Here is a 24,099-nt window from a genome sequence, read left to right as displayed (position 1 = left end):
GAACCGACCATGCGCAAGCTGCCGCCCCTCAATGCGATCCGCGCCTTCGAAGCCGCCGCGCGCCACGAGAGCTTTACCGCCGCCGCGAGCGAACTCTGCGTCACGGTGACCGCGATCAGCCACCAGGTCCGGCAGCTCGAGGCGATCCTCGGGCGGAAACTGTTCGAGCGGTCGGGGCGCGCCGTGGTGCTGACGGCGGAAGGGCATGCGGTGTTTCCCTTGCTGCGCGACGGTTTTGACCGCATGGCCAGCGCTTTTGCCGTGATCTCTCCGCCGGCCGGTGGCGATGCGATCACGGTTTCGACCACGCGCGCCTTCGCGGAACGCTGGCTGATGCCGCGGCTCGCGCATTTCAACGCGGCGTTTCCGTCCGTCGTGGTCCACATCGATGCGACCGAGGATACGCGGACACCGGGCACTGAGGGCATCGACCTTGCCGTGCGCTATGGCCGCGTCGATCGCGCCTGCGAAGCCGCCGTGCTGTTCAACGATCGCTACATCGCGGTCGCAGCGAGCACGATCTGTCCGCCGGGCAGTCGTCTTGCGATCGATGAGTTCCGCTCGCGGTCATTGCTGGCGTTTCGCTGGAAGAACGCGGCGCTGGATTCTCCTGCGTGGTCGGCCTGGCTTGCCGGAGTCGACCACGATCTCGGGCGGGATTTTCGTATCTCCTGGTACAGCGAGGAGCCCCTGGCGCTGCACGCCGCCGAACGCGGCCTGGGGCCGCTGTTGTGCAGCGATGCGCTGGTGGACGAGCAATTGCGCCAGGGCACGCTGCGCCGGCTCGACGGACCCGCGCTGCCGGGCTTTGCCTATCGCCTGGTGGAAGCGCCGGACGGCGTCAGGCGCAAGTCGGTGATCGCCTTCGTCGACTGGATGCGCGCGGAGGCTGCCGCATTTCGCAGCGGCCCGGAGCCGGTCATGACACAGGCTGCGTGAAATAGGGTAGCGTCTCGGTCCGGACCTGATAGGTGCCGGCCTTGACCAGGCCGTCGATATGGGCGGCGATGTCTTCGAGCGGGGCGAACCACACCTTGTCATCCGCGACGATCCGCTCGAGCCAGCGCTCCACCACGCGCCAGCGGGCCAGCCGGCCGGTCAGGAACGGGTGCCAGATCCCCATCCAGAACCCGCCGGCCTCATAGGCGGCCTCGAATTCCTCGAAGGAGGCGGCGAGACCCTCGCTTGGCGCTTTGACCGGCATCATGTAGCCGATCTCCGCGTAATGGGCGAACGGCGGCCAGTCATCCGATCCCCAGTGCGGCGGCATTTCGTAGAGCGAACCGCGCGCGGTGCGCATCAGATAGGGGATGTCGTCCGCCATCAGCGAAGAATCGTAGACGAAGCCGTGCTCGATCAGGAGATCGATGGTGGTCTGATTGGCATTGTAGACCGGCGCGCGGTAGCCGCGCGGCTTGCGCCCGGTCATCGCGACGTGAACGCCGAGGGCGCGTTCGAATGCCACACGCTGCTCGGCGGAGGAAATCTCGGTTGGATCTTCGTGAATGTAGCCGTGATGACCGATCTCGTGGCCATCGCCGAGGATCGCCTCCACCGCATCCGGGTAGCGCTGCATGGTCCAGGCCGGCATGAAGAACGACTGCTTGAGGCCGAGGCGGCGATAGGTCTGAAGGATGCGCGGAACGCCGACGGTCGGTCCGTATCGTCCCATCGTGATCGGATAGAGCCGGTCGAACGAATCCTTCGGCCGCGCGATGTGGATCAGGCTGTCGGCGTCGACGTCGAAGGTGATCGCACAGGCGCAGCGCGCGCCGTTCGGCCAGGGGATGGGATTGCGTATCATCGGATCATCCTCGCAGTGGTGGCCAGAGGCGGCGCATCATTCCGCGGCCACCCTAGAGCCTTTTCCGTTCCGATTTAAATCGGAACGGGGCTCTAGATTCTTGTTTGACGCGGTTTCTTCACGCGAACCGGTATCCACTTCGCTCGAAAACGCTCTGACAGGCCCATCGATCCCAAGACACTGCCGGACCAGGACGGGAATGGCGGCGAAGGCATCGGCGAGCGACTGCCGGTGACGTTCATCACCGAACTCCTGGTAGTCGACCGCGATCAGATGGCTTTCCTGGACGCCGAGATAGTGCGCGCAGGTGAAGATGTGGGTTTCCAGATGGTTCATGCTTTCCCGCACCCCGCTGGGACCGAAGCCGAATTCGCCGCGCGAGCTCAGCACCACCAGCGTCTTGCCGCGCATGATCGGTTCGAGCGGAAAGTCGCCGCGCTCAAGATCGAAGCTGAAGGTCTTGTCGATGCGGATGACCTTGTCGAACCACGATTTCAGCGATGCCGGCATGCCGTAATTGTGCATCGGTGCGCCGATCACGATCACGTCGGCGCGCGCGAGCTCGTCGATCAGCATGTCGGAGAGGCGAAGCTCGTCCTGCTGTTCCGCGGTGCGGCTCTCCGGCGCGGTGAAGGCCGCGGCGATCCACGCCTCGGTGACGAGCGGCGGCGGATCGCGGCCGACGTCGCGGGCGATGACGGTCGCGCCGGCCTCGTGCGCCAGCCAATGATCGACAAAGGCTTTTGAGAGTTTGCGGCTGACTGAACGGTCGCCGCGCGGGCTGGCATCGATGTGCAGAAGGGTGGTCATCCTTTTGGGTCCTTTGGGCCTCGGCTGGTTGAGCGCAATGCGTTGGCCGCACCATGACCGAGCGCCGCCTTCGGCGTGAATGACGAATCCAGAAGGTGGGTTGAGAAAATCTCAACAGTGAAGCGGTGTGCCATCGTGAGGCGATGGTCGCGCCTGATTTGGCTGCGCTCGGTCGCGATCCCTCTGCGCCAGCTTCACTCTCGATGTCGCCTCAACCCGGCTTGAGCAATTCTCACTCACGTATCAGGGCTGCCGCTGCTCAGATGCCGGTCGCGGCCCAAATCAGTGCGCCGGACAAACGGGGGAAACATGGTGGACAGGCAAACACAGCTACCAGCGCAGGATGAGGCCGGCTTCGATGCGCACGGAATCGAGCCGGTGCCGGTCGCGCACCGGACGTCGTCGCCATTCGATCAGTTCTGGATCTGGACCGGCGCGAACATCGCGCCGATCAACTGGGTGCTGGGCGCGCTCGGCATCCAGCTCGGCCTCAGCCTGCTGCAGACCCTTGCGATCGTCGTGATCGGCAATCTGCTCGGCGCTGCGCTGTTTGCCGCGTTCTGCCTGATGGGGCATCGCACCGGCGTGCCGCAGATGGTGCTGGGCCGCCTGGCGTTCGGACGGCGCGGCGCGTATCTGCCGGCGCTGGCGCAGGTGCTGATGCCGATGGGCTGGGTCGCGGTCAACACCTGGATCGTGCTCGACCTCTGCATGGCCGCGCTCGACCGGATGGGAATTGCCGGCGGCGTCGAGCTCAAATACGCGATCGCCGCATCCGTCATGCTGCTGCAAGTCGCCATCGCCGCCTGGGGTTTCAACGCCAGCAAGGTGTTCGAGCGCTACACCATGCCGTTCATCCTGCTGATCATGGCTGTGATGACCGCGCTCGCATTCCTGCGCGTCGACATCAAGTGGAGCGCCGCAACTGTGACCGGCATGCCGGCATTCGCCGCGGCGACGCAACTGATGACCGCGATCGGCATCGGCTGGGGCATTTCCTGGCTGACCTACGCGTCGGACTACACCCGCTTCAGCCGGCCTTCGCTCAGCGCCGCCAAGGTGTTCCGCGCGACGTTCCTCGGCATGTTCCTCCCGACGGTCTGGCTCGCCTTCCTCGGCGCTGCGATCGCGTCCGCCGGCGCCGGGTCCGATCCGTCAAAACTGATCATCGCCGCCTTCGGCGCGATGGCGCTGCCGGTGCTTCTGGTGCTGATCCATGGCCCGATCGCGACCAACATCGTGGTGATCTATTCGGCGGCGTTGTCGTTTCTCGCGCTCGATCTGCGCCGCCCACGCTGGATGATCTCGGTGGCATCCGGCCTCGTCGCCTCCGTGATCCTCTATGCGTTCCTGCAGTCGGGCGATTTCGCCCACGCCTTCGACAACTTCATGGTTGCCCTGATCGTCTGGATCAGCCCGTGGGCGGGTGTCACGCTTGCGGATTTCTATCTGGTGCGGCGCGGCCGGATCGATGTCGCCTCGCTCTATCGTCCGTCGGACCGCCGCCGTGATTTCAATTGGGCCGGGCTCGTCGCGTTTGCCGCCGGCCTCTTGGCGGCCTGGGTGTTCCAGATGGGCACGATCCCGGCCATGCAGGGCCCGCTCGCGCTGGCAACCGGCGGCGTCGATCTGTCCTGGCTCACCGGCATCACCGTATCAGCGTCGAGCTATCTGGTGCTGCATCGGCTGGTCGGACATCCGCTGGCGCGGGAGTGCCAAGCGCCGGCTGCCGATCAGGTACCGGTCGAGGCCGCGCCGACATCGAGCTGACGAGGCAGGCCTTCACGATACTGTGCCCGAGCGGCTGAGTGCGGCGTCGTTATTGCTTGGTCCGCTTGGTGTTTCGCGGCGCGGGAGCGGGCTGCGGTGCGGCAGGGCTTTCGGCCCTGGCCGACTCCAGCGAGTTGACCCGCGCGCTGAGCGAACCCAGCTGGTCGGAGAGCAGCTTCTGATCGCCCTGTTGTGCCGACAGCTTTTGCTGGACGTCGCCCACCTGCGACGCCAGCTTCTGCTGATCGGCCTGAACGCCTTGCACCGCCTGCTGCAGCGACGCCAAGGTCTGCTTGATTTGCTCGATCGCCGGATCCGGAGCAGGCGCGACCGCGGCCTGCTGTTGCGAGCCGGCAGAGCGGGTTCCGCTGCCGTAGCTCATCCATAGCGCACCGGCGGCGACGATGAGGGCGAGCAGCGCGACGAGCAATGGCAGTGCCGATCGTGGCCGTGCATCGGCGGGCATCGAAGGGTCGGTCATGAGAAATTCCCCCGTTGGCGGATAACGGGGTCAACGATCAAGGCGCGGGCCGGTTCCGCGTTCCATCTCGACGACGGTTTTGCGTCGCTGGAGGCGGCCGATGCAACGTGGGCGCGACGCCGTCAATCGATGGGGCACCAGCCGATCCCGGCAAGAACGCAATCCGCGCGCAGCGCATATGGAGTTTCGTGATGAGTTACGCGGCTTCCAGCGGCCGCGTCATCTCCTCGATCGTCGGCACCAGTGTCGGCGCTTCGCAATCGAGCTCGGCCAGCCGGCTCATCAGTTCGCGCAGCCTTGGCGGCAGATCGGCGTAATCGTCTCGCAGCGCGTAGCGCAGGCGCTCGCCGATTTCCTCGCAGATGGCGCGCGCGTGCTCGGATGTGATCGGATGCTGCTCAATCATCGGCGTGGACCGCTAGTGAAGACGGCGGGCCCTCAAACTGCATCTCCGCAACGGCAGACCCGGCATACGCAGCGGCGATCACCACGAGGATACGAACAACGCTGAACATGGGACGCTCTCCCTTTTTTCTTCAGCATTGAATAGCAGGCGCTCGTTGCCGCCCGCTTAGGGAACCTGGTTCTCACCGCCTTTAGAGGCGTGGTAAACGCGAGGTGCACGGCGCGTTTAGAAAAAGGTAACGCTGTTGGCCTCCGCGGTCGCCCGGATGAACCGACGGGTCGCGCGAACGTGCGCCCGATGACAAGCTCCGCGATATCCGGGGCCGCTCCATCGCCTGAGCAGACCGTGCTCGCATCTCGCTTCCGCCGTCGCCCTTCGAGCTACGGCGGACAAGTCGCTCATGTGGGCTCAGGGCTACGTGCTGATTTCAGCGGCAGGGCGCTCAGTGCCGCGCTTGTGATCGCAGCCGCCGGGGCGTGTGGCCCACTTCATAAGCGCGCCGTGCAGCCTCGCGTAGCTTCGCGCCATGCGGAGCCTCATCATGCGTGGCATCATCGTATTTGTGGTTTTGCTCGTGGCGGTGGCCGCGATCCATGGCGGTTCTTTCAAACCGCTTCCCACCGCGGCGATGCCGCAGGTCAACGTGCCCTGAGGCCGAAGCGCGCCGCGGCTCAGCGGCGGCGCGGCTTGCGCGGAAACAGCCGGTCGCGGATGTAGCGCGAGGTCGGCGTCAGGCGGATGCCGCGCGGCTTCTGCCAGGCGGCGCGGTCGATCTCCTTCTTGTCGCCGATCGCAAGGCGGCCCTTGGCATTCTTGGCGATGAAGATCGCGTCGCTCATCTTGCGGCCGGAGCGCTTGTTGCGCGCTGTCACTTCCTTCCAGAGGCTGAGCCGGCCGAGCTTGAGCTTCGGCAGCTCTTCCTTGATCTCGCGCTTGAGACAATTTTTTCCGGACTCGCGCGCACGCCGGCGGCCGCCGGGGAACATCCACAGGCCGTCGGATCGGCGTCGAACCAGAAGAACCTTGCCGCGCCTGGCGGCAACCAATTTGGAGGACTTCGTCACTGCTGCAGCAAAACCTAAATAGAATCGCAGCTTATTCTAATTTGTCTGTTTTGATAGACAAGTTCAATTGCGGATCGTTCCACCGCAGGTGGTTGTCGCGTGCTGCCGTCCGCGCCGGCAGGTTCCCGGACGCGGTCATCCGCGCTCGCGACTCAGCGCCGGGTTGTTGCACGTCGCGTGTCGGCGAGGTGACGACTGTCGTCCTGCAATCGCGCGTGTCTGCGGGTCACCGCCGCGATCAGTTTGGATATCGGTCACGCCCGCGAGTTAGTCGGACATCGGACGACTGCGCCGCCGCTCATCGTCAACGTTGCTCGCGGGTTCGAACTGCGCTGTGCCCGATGGCTCAGCCCCGCCAAGCCTCGCAACCAATTGGTGCTGCGAAGCGTCGCAACCTGTCGCTGCCGCCGCACGATGAATCTTCCCGATTGATCTTCCCGATTGACAATATGTTCTCGTTTTGTTCTAATCGACCTCCACCGCGAGGGAGAACACGCCATGGACAACCGTATCAGCGAAATCCGCAGGCAGATCAGGGCGCTGCGGGTCAGCATGCTCGAGGCTGAAGCGATCATGCGCCAGCAGGTCAACCGCGATGAGGACTGCACCTTCGTGGCCGGCGACCTGCTGAAGATGCGGGGCGTGATGAGCCGTCTGGTCGCGGAGCGCCGTGCGCTCGGCGATTCCGAGCCGATCCTGGTGAATGGCAGCACCGTGCCGCGTCGGCTCGCGAAGTCGGTGTTCGTTCGCCCGACACGGCGTCACCTCGTCGAACTCCGGGTATGACGACGCCGCTTGCGAAGATGCGGCTCGCGCCTGATGGTACGAGCCGTCCGTGCTGGTGAGCCGTCGCGCACGGCCGGGATGATTCCCCGATAGTGCGTCTTGCGCGTATAGTGGATGTCGCGAGACTATGGGCGCGCGTCCGGATCCTCTGGAACCGATTGCGGCCAGCCGTCTTGGTTCGTCATCGACGTCCTCGGGGAGGAAAGCGCAGATGGCCGAAGAGAGCAAAGCGCCCGCTGGTCCTGATCTCGCGCAAGGTGTCGCCCTCAGCGCCTTCGAGAATGACATGCTGCTCGGCCATGTCGGCGACGACGACGTGCTGCTGGTGCGGCGCGACGGGCAGATTTTTGCGATCGACGCCTATTGCAGCCACTATCACGGGCCGCTGGCCGAGGGGCTGGTGGTCGGCGACAGCATTCGCTGCCCCTGGCATCACGCCTGCTTCGATTTGCGCAGCGGCGCGGCGAGCCGGCCGCCCGCGCTGTCGCCGCTGTCGGTGTGGCAGGTCGAGCAGGACGGCGGCCGCGTCGTGGTCCGCACCCGGCAGCAGCCTCAGGCCGCAACATCGTGGCCACCGGATGCGCCGCAGCGGATCGTCATCGTCGGCGGTGGTGCCGCCGGCTTTGCCGCCGCCGAGATGCTAAGGCGCGAAGGTTTTGCCGGCGAGGTCACGATGCTGAGCAGCGATGCGGCGCCGCCGGTCGACCGGCCGAACCTGTCGAAGGACTATCTCGCCGGCAGCGCGCCGGAAGAGTGGGTGCCGCTGCGGCCGGATGATTTCTATCCCGAGACGAAGATCGATCTGCGCCTTGGCACCGAGGTGACCGCGATCGACGGCACAGCGCGCCACGTCGTGCTCGCCGACGGCAAGGCCGTCGGCTATGACCGCCTGCTGCTTGCAACCGGCGCCGAGCCGGTGCGGCTGCCGATCCCCGGCGCCGATCAGGTGCACGTCCACACCTTGCGCACGCTGGCCGACAGCCGCGCGATCATCGCGGCGGCCGCAACCGCGCGGCGCGCCATCGTGATCGGGGCAAGCTTCATTGGGCTCGAGACCGCCGCGTCGCTGCGGGCGCGCAACCTCGAGGTTCACGTCGTGGCGCCCGAAGCGCGTCCGATGGAGCGCATCCTCGGCCCCGACATGGGTGATTTCGTGCGCGCGCTGCATGAGGAGCATGGCGTGATCTTCCATCTCGGCGACGCTGTCAGCGCGATCGAGGGCCATCGCGCCAGCCTGAAAAGCGGCGGCACACTGGACGCCGACCTGTTCGTGCTCGGCGTCGGCGTGCGGCCGCGGCTCAAGCTGGCCGAGCAGGCCGGGCTCGCGCTCGACCGCGGCGTTGCCGTCAACGCCGAGCTCGAGACCAGCGCATCAGGCATCTACGCCGCCGGCGACATCGCGCGCTGGCCCGACCGCCATTCGAACGAAAGCATCCGGGTCGAGCATTGGGTGGTGGCGCAGCGCCAGGGCCAGACCGCCGCGCGCAACATGCTCGGCCGGCACGAGGCGTTCGATGCCGTCCCGTTCTTCTGGAGCCAGCATTACGACGTGCCGATCAACTATGTCGGACACGCCGAAAGCTGGGACGAGATTGCGGTCGACGGCGACATCAAGGCGAGGGACTGCCTGCTGCGCTACAAGCGCAAAGGCCGCGTGCTTGCGGTCGCCTCGATCTACCGCGACCTCGACAATCTGCGGGCCGAGCTCGCGATGGAGCGGGGCGAGACGGTCTGACGGCCGCGATTCTGACGGTCATATGGCATGCCCCGCGGCGTTCTGCCCCGCACGCCGCGCATCATCACTGACAAACCGGGCCTGACAGCGTAGCTTCGCGGGCGGTGAACGCGGGGATTCCCGCCGCCCGGCCGCGCTAGATTGGCGCGGCCGATTCCGGTTCGGACGCGCGATGCAAAGGAGTTTTGAATGACCAGGGGCAGGGATGTTGCAGTCGCCGTTGCCGCGTTGGCGATGCTGGCATCGCTTGGCGAGCGGGCCAACGCCGCGTCGTGCGGCAACGGTCCGGGCGGCTTCGAGAGCTGGAAGCGCGAATTTTCCGCGGAGGCGCAGGGCAAGGGCATCGGCGCTGCCGGCATCGGCGCGCTGATGCAGACGAACTACGCCAGCGCCACGATCGCCGCCGACCGCGGCCAGCACAGCTTTCGCCTGTCGCTCGAGGCCTTCATGGCCAAGCGCGGCGCCGCCACCATCGTGTCGCGCGGCCGTTCGCTGAAGCAGTCGCAGGCGGCGCTGTTCGCCTCGATCCAGCAGCGCTACGGCGTGCCGCCGGGGCCGCTGCTCGCGATCTGGGGCATGGAGACCGGCTTCGGCAGCCAGCGCGGCAATCAGAACATGCTGTCGTCGATCGCAACGCTGGCCTATGACTGCCGCCGTCCGGAATTCTTCACCGACCAGCTCTATGCCGCGCTGAAGCTGATCGACCGCGGCGCGATCTCGCCGAGCCAGCGCGGCTCGATGCATGGCGAAGTCGGCCAGACCCAGTTCATGCCGAAGAACATCCTCGCCTACGGCACCGGCAATCTCGACGTCGCCGCCAATGCGCTGAGCTCGACCGCGAACTTCCTGCGCGCGCATGGCTGGCGCGCCGGCGCCGGCTACCAGCCGGGGGAACCGAACTTCGCGGCGATCGAGGCGTGGAACGCGGCGCAGGTCTATCAGAAGGCGATCGCGATCATGGGACGACAGATCGACGGCCAGTAGGCGCGCCGGGTTCCTTCACCCGTTTTTAACGCAACGGTGCCCAGATCGATCGCTCCGCAACGGGGCGGATGGAGACGGGCTCCATGCTCGAGAACGGCACCTACGCGGCGTGGTTTCGCACGTCGCTCGCGCACGGCACGGGCATCGTGCATGTTGCCGACGGCAGGCTGTGGGGCAGCGACAGCATCATGCTCTACGACGGCACCGTCGAGCACGACGGCGATCGCTTTTCCGCCGTGCTCGTCGCCACGCGGCACACCGAGGGGCACGCCACCGTGTTCGGCACCGATGACCTCGTGGTGCGGCTCGAGGGCACCGCGACCGGCGCGATCGCGACCTGCAAGGGGAGAGCCGACTCGGTGCCCGATCTGGCCTTCGACGTCACGCTGATTCGCAGCCACGATGCGCCGGCCGAGCCGCCGGCCGACTTGCCCATGCCGAGGTTCGACCCGAGCAAGCTTCCGAAGCCGCCCAAAGCGCGATGAGAATCGCCATCGCGCTTTGGCTCTTTTCTTGAGCATGATCTCCGCGCAAACGCGTTCCGCGTTGGTCGCGAGGGAAAACCGCTAACGCGCCTTGGTCAGAGATCGTCGGCGCCGGTCATCTCGGCAAACGGCGCGCCGGGGATGTAGCGCCTGATGGCGCGGATCTCGTACACCGCCGACGGATTGACGCGGCGCAGGTCGCGCGCGGCGGCAATCGCCTCGTCCGCGTCGGCGCAATCGATCATGTAGAGCCCGAGCAGCTGTTCCTTGGTCTCGGCAAACGGGCCGTCCAGCACCATGCCGTGGCCGGGCCCGCGCAGCGTGCGTGCATTGCGGGTGTCGCCGAGCCGTGCGGTCGGGCCGAGCCGGCCCTTCAGCTTCTCGTGAACCCCGAGCAGGCCGGCCATCACGGTGGCGTCTTCCTCGGCGGTCCAGGACTTGACGTCGGCTTCGACATGGTAGGCCAGGATGGCATAAAGCATCGCGTGTGCTCCTCGTTTTGATGCGACAGGCCCAAGGACGTCTTGCTGCGGCCCGGGCCGACATTTGGTTGTTAGCGGATCGGGCAGGTTTTTGTGCTGCGGCGGGTGCGCGCGGAATGGTCCGGATGTCGGCAGTTGGCAGCAGGCCCCGCGAATCGCACGCGGCCGGCCAAGCAAAAGGCGCGGCGGAATTGCTCCCGCCGCGCCCACACTCTTGTTGTCTCGCTGGTCCAGGGCTGAGAGCGCCCCGTTGCCAGGCTGATCACTCAGCGCCTAGCGGGCGATCCCAGCGAGGTGACAGCGCTTGAGACAAGACACTGGATCACCTCCTTTCTTTGTTGATGGGATCCCCAATATAGGCGGCGAATCCGCCGCTGTTAAGGCCGCCCGCGGCCGGACCGGGCGGGCGCCGGCGCCGATTGTGCACAAATCGGGGCCGTTTGCCGCGATGAACCACTCCGGCCGGCAGCAGTTGAGGCCGCCGCCGGGCCGTGTTAGGTGATCGGCCGACGCGGGTGTAGCTCAATGGTAGAGCAGCAGCCTTCCAAGCTGAATACGAGGGTTCGATTCCCTTCACCCGCTCCAATCTTTTCAATGATTTAGCGCGTCCAGACCTTCTCATTCCGACAAGTCGCGCAAGCTCATTCCGACAAACGTTCACTCTCCCTTCGCTTTTCGTGCTCGGCGCCTGATGCGTCTCATTTGCGCATCCTGCCCGTCCTCGCCGTCATCGTGCAGATGGTGCGCGCAGATAGTGCGCCATGGCAGCAGTCGCGGATCGTACGGATTTACTCAACGCCGACGCTCGCGTGTCGCGCGGCGCACATATCACCGGTCGTCGTCTCTGCTTCGTCATCGATGTTCGTTGCAGAGTGCCAAGTCGTTGTGCGAATTTGCGGTAATGGCGCAAACGCCACAAGGGAGTTGAGCTTAGGGTAGGAACCGCGCCATGAGGGCGCGCACGGCTCTGGCCGCAATCCTGCTAGGTGCCCTTGTTACCGGTCTGATGTTGCTCCGGGATCATGGTCCGCGCCTCTGGGCCGGAGTACACGTACAGAAAGTCTGTGTGCTACTCAGCTCCGAAAATTTGCAGCACTAGAGTTTGAACAAGTGGTGCTGGAAGAGATTTAGCCCAGCAGCCCATATCAATCTCCAGCAGCCGAGCTTGATTTGGACCTCTTTTGCTGTAAAAAACTGCCCACAACTGACCGTGGAGGACGCGATGCGCCCACAGTCTTTTCTCGCAATTGCAGTACTGATTGCCATGATCGGGCTCGGGGCATTCGTCGCCTACGAATATGTGCCCCATTAGGCTTAGCGATGACCAAGGAGACGAAGTCCCTACGCAAGCAGGCCGATAAGGCCGAACGCGCAGCCCGGGCGATCACTGATGATGTTGAGGCATCCGAAAGCCTGCTGGCGTTGGCGAAAGCCTTCCGCAGTCAGGCGGGAATCATAAAGGCCAAAAATAAATCCGGCAAAAAGCGCCGATGATGTTACAGTGACGTTTCCGTCTCCCTGTTGCGACATGGGTTGATGGGTTAGCAAAGACTCAATCCCGTCCGGCTCGGTCCGGGCGGGATTTTTCGTCGCCATCGGCGCTTGCGCCATAATACCGCGAATTTGGCACTGCCACCGACTTCCCGCGGGTCGCGCAGTTCGTACGACGGTTAAGGTGCGGCCTTCATTGATCCGCGGCAATGGGCGGCGCTGGGAGTACCGGCAACAAAGCTTGTACGGAAAGCCCTAGCGACAGTACGTCCTCATCGTGCCCGGGCAGCACTGCAAAGGTGACACCAAGAGGCAGTCCGCGTGATGACAGTCCCATCGGAAGGCTCAGGGCGGCAAGCGATCCCTTGGTTATATAGTTGGTGTTGTTGATGTAAGCCTTCCAGGTTGGAATCAGCTTGCCGTCCATCGCGATCTGATCGTCCGACCCCTCGATTGGACGCGCGTCCGTCAGCGTCGTCGGAAGGGCGAGGGCGATCAGACGATGATCGGCAAAGGCGCTGCGGAATACGTTCTCGACGGCTGGTTTGAAGGTCTGCAGCGCCGTCTTGTACGCCTCTTCATCGGGGCTTGCCGCGCCGAGGAAGCGCGTCTGATAGTCTTTGATCAGATCGGGGCTTCGGATACCGGCGACGAGCTGGTCGAAGGAAATCCCGACCTTGTGGAGAGCGAGGAATTTGGGGACCTCAGTCTTCAACTCGTAGGGCGTTATCGGGCCGAAGCCCTTTTCGGCCTGCACCAGATCAGGCAAATCGACCGCGACAATCTCCATTCCGGCGGCCTTGAGCATTTCCAGCACGTGGTCGAACTTTGTCCTGCTGTCGGTATCCGCAACGTCCACAAAGAGCTTGCGAGGGATGCCTACTCTCAAGTCGCGAAGATCCAGAGGACGAATGACACTGCTGGATCGCGCCATGACGGAGTCCACCAGAATGATGTCTTCGACCGTCCGCGCGATCGGCCCGATCGTGTCACGCGTTGGCGAGACCGGAAGAACGCCACCCATTGGATATCGGCCGACGGTCGGACGAAATCCGATTGCGCCGTTGAGGGCCGCCGGGATCAGGACGGAGCCGCCAGTGTCGGTCCCGAGAGCGACCGGGACCAGCCGTGCTCCGACCGCAGCTCCCGCACCGCCGCTCGATCCGCCGGCGAAGCATCTCGGATCATAGGCGTTCCGAACCGGCCCATAGACCGCGTTGTTACTGGTCACGCCGCCCGCGAGTTCGTGGAGATTGAGTTTTCCTATGACGATTGCACCTTGATCCATCAAGCGTTGAACGGCATCCGCCGTTTCGGTGGCGAAATAGTCTTTGGTTGCCGATGTACCGAATGTGGCGCGTTGTCCGGCAACGAGGATGTTGTCCTTCACGGCAATCGGCAGGCCCGCGAGCCGCTTTGCCTGGAGGTCGGTTGAACCGTGCGGACCCTTGCAGACATCGAATTCGTCTGCACGGCGCGTACTGATGAAGCCATTGTGGTTATCGGCGGCAATGACAGATAAGAAGATCTCAGCTGCGCGACAGGGATCGAGCTGACCGGCAGCCACTTTCCTCACGATGTCGCGCGCAGACAGGTTTGTCACGTCCCGGCTGGTTTCTGCGGCTTTCGCTGCCGCCATGATGGATAGGCCCGAAAGCAATAAACATCCCGCTCGCGCGGCAATCGTTCTGCGGTTCAAGCCGGCCATGGCGATCCCTTTCCGAGGTTGAGCATCAAGACGAGGTGACGTCGCGGCGTATCAGCGCGAAGCGCCGATCGAAGGCGCAAAGAAGTCCGCCATCAGGCTGACGGAGCTCTCGAACATCCCAACGCCCGTCTGCGTGTTGCAGCCGAGCTCGCGGGCGCGCTGAAGCAGCGGGGTGACCTCGGGCTTGGTGATGACGTCCCCGACAAAGATCGTGGGAGACAGACCGGACGAGTCGAGCGGCAACGGGTCGTCGGTCGACATTCCGAGTGGGGTCGCATTGACGACGAGCGAGTAGCCCCGCGGATCGCTGGATCCCTCGACGATCTTGTCGCCGTACCTGCGATCCAGCTTGCTCATCAGCGCCTCGCGGCGACCGGCGTCGATGTCGGAGATGGCAAGCCTGCCAATGCCGCGATCGAGCAGCGACAGACCGATCGCGCTGCCTGCGCCGCCGGCGCCGACGAGCAGGCCCGGCTCGCCTGTAAGGCGACAACCGGCCGATAGAATCGCGTCGACGAAGGCCTCTCCGTCCAGCATGTCTCCCGACCATCCATCAGCCTCACGGCGTGCGACATTCGCGACGCCAAGGAAGGCCGATCGGTCGGACAAGCCGGTGCAGTGCTCGGCCAGTGCGAATTTGTGGGGGATGGTCGCGATAATCCCGTCGATATTGGCGATACGGTCGATGGCGCTCAACACGGACTTGATGTCGGCGGGCCGCACCTGCATCGGCACGACGACGGCGTCCGTGCTTCGTCTTTCGAACTCCCGCGTCAGGCCGCCGGGTGCCTTCACTTGCGCGATGGGATCGCCGAGAATGACCACGAGGCGGGTTGCACCGCTATATTGCTCGATCAACGCCCGTGCTCCTGTTCACCGGATTTCATCCCGTCCACCTCTTGAAGCAGGCGTATGGTCGCTTCGCGCGCCAGGCGCGCCTGTTCGCCGAATGGACGGTCGGCGAGACCCGCATGGGGCGCCTCTATCGCGATCGGGATAGAGGCCGGCGTGGCCGCAACGAGCTCACGAAGGGCAAGTTCGCCCTGGCCGGGATAGAGGCGGTTGCGACGCGCCTCGTCGCGCAGCAGCTCGGTGGTCCGAGGGACGATCGCAGATGCGTCGCACAGGTGCAGAAACTGGACGCGGGACAGGTCTGCCACGACATCGGTGACCGAGCCGCCCGATCGGCTCAGATGCAATGCATCGACCAGGATGCCGGTGTTGGGACAGTCGATGGCAGCAAGACAGTTTGCGGCATCCCGAATCGTGCGGACCTCAGTGTAGGGAATAAACTCCAGCAGGATCTGAATGCCGAAGGGAGCTCCAAGCTGACACACTGCATCGAGATTCCTGAGCAGCCGGTCACGGTCAGGATCATTTCCGGCAACGATCGCGTAGCGCGCGCCGATCTCCGCGCCGAAGGCAAAGGCGCGCTCGACGGGCGCCGGATCGAATTCCGCCGACAGCCACAGCGCTTCGATGTCGAGCACCTTCAGTCCCGCGTCGGCAAGGCGACGAAGGATGGTGGCACGGAGGGCGGGGTCCTCGACCGGCGACGAGATTCTGGTATCGGCGGTCGGCGCGATGATCCGCATGCCGATATGCTCGAAGCCTGCTTCCGTCGCATGATCGATCAACTGGAGCGGAGTCGATCCGACCAGAGTGAGGTGGGCGAGGGATAGAGTGCGCATGGGGACGATCGTCCGAAGCTGACTTGACGCTGGAGACATTGACAGAGCGTATCGGGCCTGTAAACAATATACGCACAAATGTGCGATATACGCACAAGCGGGATGGGAAACATGGCAGGGATCTACTTCCACGAAACGCTGGACCCCGTGCGCACTCCGGGAGCGCATACCCGCTATCTGGCGGAGCTCGGCGAAATCGTGTCCACGACGGGCAATGCGGAAGGATCGGCCGGCGCCGAATGTATCGCGGCATGGGTGCCGGTCTTCCTCAATGGGGACTGGCCGCGGATGGTGACGTTCTGGGAGATGCCGGGAGGCTGGGACGGATTCGCAGACCACTTCGAGCAGCGCAAGGAACTGTTTCACGGGCCACTGGAGCGTTGGTATGGCGAACGATCGGGAGGATTTGATCGCGTTCTGGTCGGAAGTCCGTTCACGCCGAGCCGCGCTCAATTGCTTGCTGCGGACCAGCGCGCAGCAGTCGTGCTGCAAGAGATCATCGACCTCAAAAGCGGGGGCGCCGAGGATTATCTCGCCCTGCTTGCGGAAATGAAGGAGGAGATCGATGGTACGTGCCGCTTTTCCCTGCTCGGCAGCTACGAGACGGCCTTCCGTCATGGTAGCGAAGTCATGCTGTTATGGGCATTTCCGGACATGCGGACGTTGGCGCGCCTGCAGGCGCAGCCGGCCGAGTTCACGGCCTTTCTCCGCTGGCAGCAACAGGCGCGCCGTCACGAACTCGGCCATCGCGCGCTGATCATGCGACCGACCGACTGGTCGCCATTGCGCTGAGCTTTCGGTTCTTGCCACGACAACAAAAGACACAAGGCCTAAGGAAACCCCAATGTCCATCGATGCAGTGCCGTCGAACGCGATCTCAGGTTCAGCAAGCCAGCGGCGCAAGGTTGTGGTGTCGGGCTTCGTCGGCACCGTACTCGAATGGTACGATTTCTATATTTACGGAACGGCCGCGACCGTCGTGTTCGGCGTCCTGTTCTTCCCCAATCTGGACCCCACGAGCGCGACCCTGGCCGCCTTCGCGGCGTATGGTATCGGCTTCTTTCTCAAGCCGGTCGGCGGCGTGATCTTGAGCCGGTTCGGCGACACGATTGGCCGCAAGAAAGTCCTCGTGCTCAGTCTGGTGATGATGGGCGTTGCCACCGGCTTAATCGGCCTGTTGCCGACCTATGCGGACATCGGATTGATGGCGCCCATCCTGCTCGTCCTGCTGCGTCTCGTGCAAAGTATCGGCGCCGGTGCTGAATTCGGCGGCGCGATCACGATGGTCGCCGAATTCTCCGGACCTCGCGAAAGAGGTCTGCTCGCCAGTCTGCCGGCGCTCGGCGTCTCGCTGGGCATTCTCATCGGCACCGCCATGTTCGCGGTTCTTTCATCGATGCCTCGTGAAGCGTTCCTGCAATGGGGCTGGCGCGTTCCGTTCCTGATCGGGTTCACCCTCGCGATGGTCGGTATCTTCATGCGCGCGCAGGTCGAGGAAAGTCCCGCCTTCGCGAAGCTCAAGCAACGCAACCTGATCGAACAGGCGCCGCTGTCGGATCTGGTTCGGCGGCAGTGGCGACGGCTACTGATTGCGGCGGCAGCGCGATCTGCCGACGCCGTCGGCGGGCAGCTGTTCAATGTGTTCGCGATCTCCTACTGCACGGTTGCGCTCAAGCTTCCGCCGAGTGTCGGCCTCACCGGGGTCATGCTCGCCAATCTCACGGGCCTCGCCGTCATTCCGCTCACGGGACTGCTGTGCGACCGGTTCGGACGCAAGCCGGTCTACCTCACGGGGCTCGCCTTCATGGCAGCCTTCGCGTTCCCGTTCTTCTGGCTCGCCAACAGCAGGGAGCCCTGGCAGATCTATCTAGCACTGATCCTGCAATACGGCGTCGGCGTGAAGATCATCCTGGCTACCTCGGGAGCCTACCTTGCCGAGATATTCGATGTCAGAACGCGCAGCAGCGGCGTCACGCTGGCGCGCACGATCTCCGATCCATTGGCCGGCCTGACGCCGTTGATCGCAACGGCGCTGCTTGCAGCGACCGGCGCCTATTGGTCGGTTGCGTGCTTCCTGCTCTTCTTCACTCTGCTTGCCTTCGCGGCGGTGGCCGTCGGCCCGGAAACCCAGACCGCCGATATCTCCGAACCCGGCAGCTCGAAATGACATCAGCTGCCCGCCCGACCTTCAGCGTGCATGTTGCGTCAGAAAGGGAAGCACCGCGTTCAGCACCGCTTCCGGTTGCTCCTCCGCCTGCAGATGGCCACCCGGAATGGCGTGTCCCTCCGCGTGCTCGGCCCAGTCGCGCCAGATCTGCAGAGGACTGGTTTTTCCGTCGAAGCGGCCTTCCTCCCAAAGCACGAGCACCGGACAGTCGAGACGGCGGCCGGCGTTGCGGTCATCGAGATCATGTTCGTGATCGATCGTAGCCGCGGCGCGGTAATCCTGCATCATGGCATGGCGCACCTCGGCGCGCCGGAACGCATCGCGATAGGATCGGGCAGCCTCGTCGGACAGCGCCTCCGGCGCCTTGGTCATTTTCCGCAAGGTCCAATCGAGGAAGTAATCGGGATCTGCGGCGAGCAGCCTTTCAGGGAGGTCGTACGGCTGCGCAAACATGAACCAATGATAGGCGCCGAGCGCGAAGGCCTTGTCAGCCCGGGCCCAGACCTCGCTGGAGGGGATGACGGTCAACGATACATAGGCGTTAACCCGTCCGGGGTGATCGAGCACCAGGCGGTAGCCGACCCGGGCGCCCCGATCGTGGCCGATGACGGCGAAACGGCCAAAGCCGAGCCGGTCCATCACAGCGACCTGGTCGCGCGCCATAGTGCGCTTGGAATAATCCGACGCCGGCCCCTGCTGGGGACCATGGCTCTCGCCGTAACCGCGCAGATCGGTCGCGACCACCGTGTAGCTTTGCGCAAGGACGGGGGCAATCCGGTGCCAGGCCATGTGGGTTTGAGGATAGCCGTGCAGCAGCAGCAGCGGCGGGCCGTGGCCGGCGACAAAACATGCGATCCGCGCGTCTGCGGTTTCGATATCGTGCCTTTGAAACTTGTCGAGCATGGTTCTACCTTACGCGGGATTCGCCGCTATGTTGGCGCGGACACCGTCACGGCAACTTCGCGCCCATTCACTCTGGATCGTTGACACGAACATGGCAAACAGCACTTCCACGGTCGAGCGCGACGGTCAGAAGTTCGTATCGGGACTGGCCCGGGGACTCGCGGTGATCGAGGCGTTCGGGCCGGACCGGCGCAGCATGAATATCGCGGAAGTCGCGGCGGCGACCCATCTGGATCGTGCCGTGGCGCGGCGGCTTCTCCACACGCTCGTCGATCTCGGCTTTGCCGTCGTCGAAAACAAGCGATTCGAGCTGACCAGCAGCGTCTTGCGGCTCGGTTACACCTATCTCGCATCGCTTGGCCTCGACAGCACGCTGCAGCCCTATCTCGACAGGCTGTCGAAGACGGTCGGGGAGGCGGCATCGGTATCTGTTCTGAGTGGCACCGACGTCATTTTCATTGCTCGTGCCGAGCCTCCGGGCGCCGGCATCGCCTATGTGATCAAGACCGGATTGAAGCTGCCTGCCTTCTCGTCTTCGTCAGGGCGTGTTCTGTTGGCGGCCAAGCCCGAACAGGAGCTGGTGGGCTTGATTCAAAAGACCCGGATCGAGGCCCGAACGCCGAAGACCATTACGGACAGAAAACAGATATTGAAGATCATCGAGGAAGCACGTCGATCGGGCTACGCCGTCAACAACGAGGAGCTCGAGTTGAACCTGTTCGGCCTCTCGGTTCCGATCAGGAAGCCCAACGGCCGCGTGGTCGCGGCGCTGAACGTCAACTCGCAGGCTCACCGCGTTGCCGCCCGCCGGATCAACCAGGACCTCTTGCCGGCGCTGCGATCGTGCGCGCAAGCCATTGGGGGTATACTGCCGTAGCATCATCCGACCCGCGACAGGAGCGTTCGTGCCAGCAGCGCGGGCGCACTCACCATGATGTCGTGTCCGGTATCGAGTTCGAGGTAGCTGAAGCCCTTGTCGTGGACGATGCGCTGCCGGGTGCTGTCGAACACGTCGAGCTTCGGCGACATGCAGGCGATATAGTGCTGCGCATTACGCGCTGATTTCGTGGACTCGAATCGGATCGGCTGAAGATAGGTGCGCACGGGATGCGGGACGAGACGGCGCTCGACCCAGGCGGCTTGATCGGGCGTGGTGAGGCCGAACGCGTTAGCCCTCGGGGGCGGGATCGTGCCCGCGGGATCCTTGGCCAAAAGATCCCTGAACATCGCAAGGCGGTCGGATGGCACGTAGCTCGCAACCATTTCCCCATCGAGCGGAACGAAGGCGTCGAGATAGACAATTTGCGCGATCTTCTCAGCTCGCTGTGCCGCCGCACCGCGGATTGGAAAACCGCCGTAGCTATGGCCAACCAGAACGATCTCCGTCAGTTCTTCCGCATCGATGTGACTGACGACGTCGCTGATGTGGGTCTCGAGATCCACGGCAGGCGAGAGCAGGTGAGCCCGCTCGCCAAGACCCGTCAGCGTCGGTGTCGTGACCCGATGTCCGCGTTCGCGAAGCTCCCGGGCGAGATCAGCCCAACACCAACCGCCGTGCCAGGCGCCATGTACCAGCACGAACGTGCGGTGCGGCTGCGGCCGGGCCACCGCCGGTGCCAAGAGAGTAGCGGCCGTCACGGCCGCGATTCCCTGCATGAAGGTTCTCCGCTCCATTGCCTTGCTCTCATCGCGCCGGCGGCCGATAGCCGCGCCGGCTCAAGGGTCGAAGCGCGCCGTAGGTCGGCCAGTGGCGCAGCACGCCGAGCCGGTCCAGCGTCGCCTGAAAATCTCCGAGTCGTGCCGGATCGTGGCGAACCGCACGTGGTGGAACGCTGTGCTCAAGCGCATAGGCGGCCAGTGCGCCGCTTGCCTCGCCGATGCTCCATTCGACCGGGTGGACACGATAGGCGCCGTTGGTGATGCGCGTCGTGCCGAGGTTCTTGCAGGCCGGCAGCAGATTGTCGACCCGCACCGGCAGCAATGCGCCCAGGGGAATCTCGAACGGGTAGGTGTCGATGTCGACGGTATCGCGCTTGCCCGTCGTGCTTGGATGCAGGTCGATCCGGTAGGCGCCGATACCAACACTGTCATCGAAATGTTCGGCGGCGTCGCGGCCCGGGCGCGCTTCGACGCCGATGTGTTGCTCCAGAACCGTGAACTCGGCGCGAATGCGATGGCCCTCCCGGAAGTAGGCCTGCTTTGCCAGGCCATCCGCAGTCCCGAGCACGTCGCCACGAAGCCGCAAGCCCGGATAGCCGGCTCCACCGTCATGGCGCGGCGCTTCCGTTTGCATCCAGTAGAGAAAGGAGAGGGAGAACCGGCGCGCCTCGTCGAGCGCGATGGCGGCGTCCTCGGCGCTGACGCCAACCGCGGGCTTCAGCCAGTAGTCGATCTGCGGCCAGTTCGCGATGGTGATGTCGCTTGCGAAGGCGCCGGGCAGGAAGTTGCGGCGGGCCAGAATCCGGCGCGCGTGCCAAAGGTCGAACACGTACTCGTCGTCGGTGTCGCCGGCGAACAACCTTCGTTCCAGCGGCTCGTGGGTGACGTGGTTGCTGACCGTCCAGCCAAACTGCGGACCAGGCCAGAAGTCGGGCTTCAACGCCCGAAACGTCTCATATCCCGCGGGCTTCTCGATCGTATGATCTTCCTGCGGCAGGTAGTCGACCGCAAAACCCCAGGTAAGTGCCTGCTGGTCGAGCGGATCTGCGGGACCTGGAACGGCATGCGGCTCGTTGGTCTCGGACTGAGACTCCGCTCCCAGCACATGCTCGACATTGGCCATGCCGAGTATGTCGCCGGTTTCGGTGGCGTCGACCACGAGAGCGGCGGAGATGCTGGTTTGCCGGCCGTTCTCGAGATTGATGATATCGGCCGCTACGATCCTGTCCGCATGGCTGGTGCATCCGATCAACCGGTATCGGCGAAGCACGACAAGCAGTCCGGCCGATACGAACGGTGCGAGCAGGGCGTCGAGAACCCGGGCGGCGACCGCCGGCTCACAGCAAAGCGTGCCGACATTGCCCCTACCCGGGTTCAGAAGAAAATCGGCCCGCGCGCATGCGGTCAGCGGGTAGTAGTCACGATAGTGCTTGCGTATGCCGACACGGAGCGCCGCAAAACTTTGCGACGTCACCAGGCTTTCGGCCCAGGGAGCCTCGTCGAGCGGCACGCCCTGTGAAGTCAACTGTCCCCCGAGCCAGTCGAGCTCTTCTACCAGTACGACCTTGCGTCCCAACCGGACCGCGGCAAGCGCCGCACTGACGCCGCCAAGACCGCCGCCGATCACCAGGATTTCTGTCGAGAGTTCGGTTGGCATGGCGGCGGGAACCTTTGACGGAAAAACCGATGGAATACGCTTCAATAGCCAACGACCTTTGTGGTGTCAAATTAACGCTCAAATGTGCGTATATCGCACATCGCAAAATCCGGCCGAGCATGTGCGCTTGGATCAATTGACGGTGACGAACTGCATGGCGCGCGAACGCGCCATGTGAGGGCAATCGCCGCGTTGCCAATCCTCGTCATCACTCACGGCAGGATGACAGCGCCGTCTGTTGCCGTACTGCGACCCGTTGATATGTTCGAAACGAACGGCGCATCGCGGGAAGGACCGTCGAAGTCGAAGCCGGACAGATCGAGGCCGAGCATCCGGCGCAGCTGGGTCAACGAATATTCCTGGTGGATCAGGCCTGACCAGGCCATCAGGACCGGTGCCGCCGCCGCAACCGTTTTCATTTGATGGGAAGCACCGGCGATGAAATAGCGGACGACCTGGATCGCCGCGTCAAGACGAACGAACAGCTCGTTCATCGCATGCATTCGGACAGATGTTCACTTTCTGGCCGCTTGCTGGCGCCGCTTGATGCGCTTGATTTGTGCGTCCCTCTTGGCCTCATCGTCGTGATGAAGGTAGTGGGCCATCGCTTTGGTCGACGACCATTGGCCCTTCTTCATCAACTGCGTTTCAGTGAGGCCGGATGTGCTTGCCTCGGTGGTCCCGCCGTGTCGGCCGAACGACGTGAAAGTCAGCTCAGGACGTAAGCCCGCGGCAAGAATGATCTTCTTCGAGATGCGCTCGACTTGAGTCAGCATCTCGCCCTTTCCGCTCCAGGGCAGACTGCTGCCATCGCGACGCAGCATCAGGCCGCCCGTTGGCCGTAATGCTTTCATGGCGTCCAGCTCGGCCATCAGCAGCGGATAGAGCGGTTTGCCCTTCTTGTCGAAGAGCGGCTCCCATGAGCCTGTACTCGTCTTGTAGTTGATGACGTAGACGTGGTTTGGGCGGCTTTCCGGTCTGTAGTGCTCGGCCATAAAGCGGATGAAAATATGAGCCTTGCGCTGCAGCCACTCCCAACCGATCAGGACGCCCGTTGCCAAGGACGGGTAGCCCAGCTCGATCGCTTTCTCCCGGAATGCTGCCAGCTCGTCGAAATTAGCGTGCGGGGTTTCGCGCGAGGTCGATTGCAGGCCCATCTTCTCAAATGGGTTTCTGGCTGGAAACAGGTGAGGGTGTGCGCGTGAGATGGTGTTCCAGGCGCCGCGAGCCGTCTTCATCGCGTGGTTCACGGTCGTGCGTCGTTCAATCTTCTCGCCGTCGACGTCCTTGTAGAGCAGCTTCTCGAACAGATCGTCCGCAAACGCCGTATCGATACTCAAAACGCGCAGCGTGCCCAGGCGCCTTCCGTCCTTAAGTATGTATTCGCAGATCATCTTGATGCCGGTTTCGTGCACGCGACATTGACCTGGGCTCAAGGGCTGCAGACGCTTCGCGGTCTTCTGTTTCCAGGTTCGGCGATACTCGTGAAACATCCAGTCGAGCGTTCCGATCACTACGCCGATGCCCGCGGGGTCGGCATCGTCGCCGCCCGTCACCCAGCTGTCGAACGCAGGCAGCAAGATCTTCTCGGCGCGCTGCACGGCCAGCTCGTAATCGGTACCGAGCGGTTCGTTCTTGACCGGGCAGCCGTTTCTGCGCGCCCATGTTGGCACGTCGAAGAAGTACGCAATGTTCCCAGTGAGGAGGCGTTTGCGCCTTGTATAGCGAGGCAACGGCAGCGCCGAGCGTCCAACTCTCATCACAGCAAGCTCCTGGACACCTCCGGGTCGTCCTCGGGATCCATTGGAATCGATCTTTCTCCCCTGATCAACACGGAAATGCGGCCGTCAGGCCAAATCTCCACGCGCGCGACTTTGCCGCCACTGTCGAGGACACCTCGAACAGCGCGCTTTACGTCTGCCTCAGTGAATCGGGCTCTTGACATCGAAGGGAGTGAATCGAACGCGAGGGAGCTACTTCATTCAAGCACGACTGCCCACGATCGCTCCACTGAAC

General features: G+C 63.9%; 25 protein-coding genes and 1 tRNA gene. 12 read left to right on the top strand and 14 right to left on the bottom strand.

Going from position 1 to position 24,099, the window contains the following annotated elements; translation table 11 throughout:
- Positions 1-9 precede the first annotated feature (9 nt).
- Positions 10-939, top strand: coding sequence for a LysR family transcriptional regulator (locus CI41S_RS18950; RefSeq protein ID WP_139861034.1), 930 nt, complete (start codon positions 10-12; stop codon positions 937-939).
- On the opposite strand, the gene CI41S_RS18945 is transcribed toward CI41S_RS18950, so the two are convergent.
- A complete protein-coding gene (locus CI41S_RS18945) occupies positions 920-1,804 on the bottom strand; it encodes a polysaccharide deacetylase family protein (protein ID WP_139861033.1) in 885 nt (294 codons plus the stop codon). The two genes, CI41S_RS18950 and CI41S_RS18945, sit on opposite strands and share 20 nt — an antisense overlap.
- Positions 1,805-1,840: 36 nt before the next feature.
- Positions 1,841-2,614, bottom strand: a complete 774-nt coding sequence (locus tag CI41S_RS18940) for an FMN-dependent NADH-azoreductase (protein WP_139484291.1) — start codon at positions 2,612-2,614, stop codon at positions 1,841-1,843.
- Positions 2,615-2,923: 309 nt separating this feature from the next.
- On the opposite strand from CI41S_RS18940, the gene CI41S_RS18935 reads away from it, so the two are divergent.
- Positions 2,924-4,384 carry a purine-cytosine permease family protein gene (locus CI41S_RS18935; RefSeq protein WP_139861032.1) on the top strand — a complete coding sequence of 487 codons (1,461 nt, stop codon included), beginning with the start codon at positions 2,924-2,926 and terminating at the stop codon, positions 4,382-4,384.
- 49 nt (positions 4,385-4,433) lie between these two features.
- On the opposite strand, the gene CI41S_RS18930 is transcribed toward CI41S_RS18935, so the two are convergent.
- The 3 genes from CI41S_RS18930 to CI41S_RS18920 all read right to left on the bottom strand — a co-directional run bounded on the left by CI41S_RS18930 (position 4,434) and on the right by CI41S_RS18920 (position 6,335).
- Entirely contained in the window at positions 4,434-4,865 is a 432-nt protein-coding gene (locus tag CI41S_RS18930) for a hypothetical protein (RefSeq protein ID WP_139484293.1), read from the bottom strand.
- A gap of 196 nt (positions 4,866-5,061) precedes the next feature.
- Positions 5,062-5,271, bottom strand: a complete 210-nt coding sequence (locus tag CI41S_RS18925) for a hypothetical protein (RefSeq protein WP_139484294.1) — start codon at positions 5,269-5,271, stop codon at positions 5,062-5,064.
- A 671-nt stretch (positions 5,272-5,942) separates the two neighbouring features.
- Positions 5,943-6,335 carry an NUDIX hydrolase gene (locus CI41S_RS18920; protein ID WP_139484295.1) on the bottom strand — a complete coding sequence of 131 codons (393 nt, stop codon included), beginning with the start codon at positions 6,333-6,335 and terminating at the stop codon, positions 5,943-5,945.
- Positions 6,336-6,833: 498 nt separating this feature from the next.
- Between CI41S_RS18920 and CI41S_RS18915 the strand changes: the two genes are divergently transcribed.
- The 4 genes from CI41S_RS18915 to CI41S_RS18900 all read left to right on the top strand — a co-directional run bounded on the left by CI41S_RS18915 (position 6,834) and on the right by CI41S_RS18900 (position 10,325).
- Entirely contained in the window at positions 6,834-7,121 is a 288-nt protein-coding gene (locus CI41S_RS18915) for a hypothetical protein (RefSeq protein WP_139861031.1), read from the top strand.
- 211 nt (positions 7,122-7,332) lie between these two features.
- Positions 7,333-8,856: an FAD-dependent oxidoreductase gene (locus CI41S_RS18910; RefSeq protein ID WP_139861030.1), complete on the top strand. Its 1,524-nt coding sequence runs from the start codon at positions 7,333-7,335 to the stop codon at positions 8,854-8,856.
- 189 nt (positions 8,857-9,045) lie between these two features.
- Positions 9,046-9,840, top strand: a complete 795-nt coding sequence (locus CI41S_RS18905; RefSeq protein WP_139861029.1) for a lytic murein transglycosylase — start codon at positions 9,046-9,048, stop codon at positions 9,838-9,840.
- An 83-nt stretch (positions 9,841-9,923) separates the two neighbouring features.
- Entirely contained in the window at positions 9,924-10,325 is a 402-nt protein-coding gene (locus CI41S_RS18900) for a hypothetical protein (RefSeq protein ID WP_172628103.1), read from the top strand.
- Between the two features lie 95 nt (positions 10,326-10,420).
- Here the strand turns inward: CI41S_RS18900 and CI41S_RS18895 are convergent, their stop codons facing one another.
- Positions 10,421-10,807, bottom strand: coding sequence for a YciI family protein (locus CI41S_RS18895; protein WP_139861027.1), 387 nt, complete (start codon positions 10,805-10,807; stop codon positions 10,421-10,423).
- Between the two features lie 511 nt (positions 10,808-11,318).
- Here CI41S_RS18895 and CI41S_RS18890 point away from each other — a divergent pair.
- Together CI41S_RS18890 and CI41S_RS43570 are read left to right on the top strand one after the other, a co-directional pair.
- A tRNA-Gly gene (locus CI41S_RS18890) sits at positions 11,319-11,392 on the top strand.
- A 735-nt stretch (positions 11,393-12,127) separates the two neighbouring features.
- Positions 12,128-12,301 carry a hypothetical protein gene (locus CI41S_RS43570; protein WP_172628102.1) on the top strand — a complete coding sequence of 58 codons (174 nt, stop codon included), beginning with the start codon at positions 12,128-12,130 and terminating at the stop codon, positions 12,299-12,301.
- Between the two features lie 190 nt (positions 12,302-12,491).
- Here CI41S_RS43570 and CI41S_RS18885 read toward each other — a convergent pair whose 3' ends face one another.
- Genes CI41S_RS18885 through CI41S_RS43565 form a run of 3 tightly spaced genes read right to left on the bottom strand, consistent with a single transcriptional unit; the run spans position 12,492 to position 15,697 of the window.
- Complete coding sequence (locus CI41S_RS18885; RefSeq protein WP_139861026.1) at positions 12,492-14,006, bottom strand: amidase family protein; 1,515 nt, start codon at positions 14,004-14,006, stop codon at positions 12,492-12,494.
- 51 nt (positions 14,007-14,057) lie between these two features.
- Positions 14,058-14,864, bottom strand: a complete 807-nt coding sequence (locus tag CI41S_RS18880; protein WP_139861025.1) for a shikimate dehydrogenase family protein — start codon at positions 14,862-14,864, stop codon at positions 14,058-14,060.
- On the bottom strand, positions 14,861-15,697 hold the full coding sequence (locus CI41S_RS43565) for a sugar phosphate isomerase/epimerase family protein (protein WP_172628101.1): 837 nt from the start codon (positions 15,695-15,697) through the stop codon (positions 14,861-14,863). Before CI41S_RS43565 ends, CI41S_RS18880 begins: the two co-directional genes overlap by 4 nt.
- Before the next feature lie 111 nt (positions 15,698-15,808).
- Here CI41S_RS43565 and CI41S_RS43560 point away from each other — a divergent pair, with 111 nt between their 5' ends.
- Complete coding sequence (locus tag CI41S_RS43560; RefSeq protein WP_172628100.1) at positions 15,809-16,489, top strand: hypothetical protein; 681 nt, start codon at positions 15,809-15,811, stop codon at positions 16,487-16,489.
- A gap of 52 nt (positions 16,490-16,541) precedes the next feature.
- Positions 16,542-17,864, top strand: coding sequence for an MFS transporter (locus CI41S_RS18870; protein ID WP_139861023.1), 1,323 nt, complete (start codon positions 16,542-16,544; stop codon positions 17,862-17,864).
- Between the two features lie 21 nt (positions 17,865-17,885).
- Here the strand turns inward: CI41S_RS18870 and CI41S_RS18865 are convergent, their stop codons facing one another.
- The gene (locus CI41S_RS18865) at positions 17,886-18,767 is read right to left on the bottom strand and encodes an alpha/beta fold hydrolase (RefSeq protein WP_139861022.1); all 882 of its coding nucleotides are present in this window, start codon (positions 18,765-18,767) and stop codon (positions 17,886-17,888) included.
- 28 nt (positions 18,768-18,795) lie between these two features.
- On the opposite strand from CI41S_RS18865, the gene CI41S_RS18860 reads away from it, so the two are divergent.
- Positions 18,796-19,644: an IclR family transcriptional regulator domain-containing protein gene (locus CI41S_RS18860; RefSeq protein WP_172628099.1), complete on the top strand. Its 849-nt coding sequence runs from the start codon at positions 18,796-18,798 to the stop codon at positions 19,642-19,644.
- Between the two features lie 2 nt (positions 19,645-19,646).
- Here the strand turns inward: CI41S_RS18860 and CI41S_RS18855 are convergent, their stop codons facing one another.
- Positions 19,647-20,423 carry an alpha/beta fold hydrolase gene (locus CI41S_RS18855; RefSeq protein ID WP_172628098.1) on the bottom strand — a complete coding sequence of 259 codons (777 nt, stop codon included), beginning with the start codon at positions 20,421-20,423 and terminating at the stop codon, positions 19,647-19,649.
- A gap of 28 nt (positions 20,424-20,451) precedes the next feature.
- Complete coding sequence (locus CI41S_RS18850) at positions 20,452-22,053, bottom strand: FAD-dependent oxidoreductase (protein WP_210242673.1); 1,602 nt, start codon at positions 22,051-22,053, stop codon at positions 20,452-20,454.
- Positions 22,054-22,081: 28 nt separating this feature from the next.
- Between CI41S_RS18850 and CI41S_RS43555 the strand changes: the two genes are divergently transcribed.
- On the top strand, positions 22,082-22,261 hold the full coding sequence (locus CI41S_RS43555) for a hypothetical protein (RefSeq protein WP_172628097.1): 180 nt from the start codon (positions 22,082-22,084) through the stop codon (positions 22,259-22,261).
- Positions 22,262-22,295: 34 nt separating this feature from the next.
- Here CI41S_RS43555 and CI41S_RS18845 read toward each other — a convergent pair whose 3' ends face one another.
- Both CI41S_RS18845 and CI41S_RS18840 read right to left on the bottom strand, forming a co-directional pair.
- Positions 22,296-22,577 (bottom strand): hypothetical protein, encoded by a 282-nt coding sequence (locus tag CI41S_RS18845; protein ID WP_139861018.1) that lies wholly within the window; start codon positions 22,575-22,577, stop codon positions 22,296-22,298.
- Positions 22,578-22,598: 21 nt separating this feature from the next.
- A complete protein-coding gene (locus tag CI41S_RS18840; RefSeq protein WP_244626593.1) occupies positions 22,599-23,843 on the bottom strand; it encodes a site-specific integrase in 1,245 nt (414 codons plus the stop codon).
- Between the last annotated feature and the right edge of the window lie 256 nt (positions 23,844-24,099).

This window comes from Bradyrhizobium ivorense, from assembly GCF_900696085.1.
GTDB classification, from domain to species: Bacteria; Pseudomonadota; Alphaproteobacteria; order Rhizobiales; family Xanthobacteraceae; genus Bradyrhizobium; species Bradyrhizobium ivorense.
Note: the sequence above shows the minus strand (reverse complement) of the source record. Positions and strands in the feature narration are given on the sequence as shown.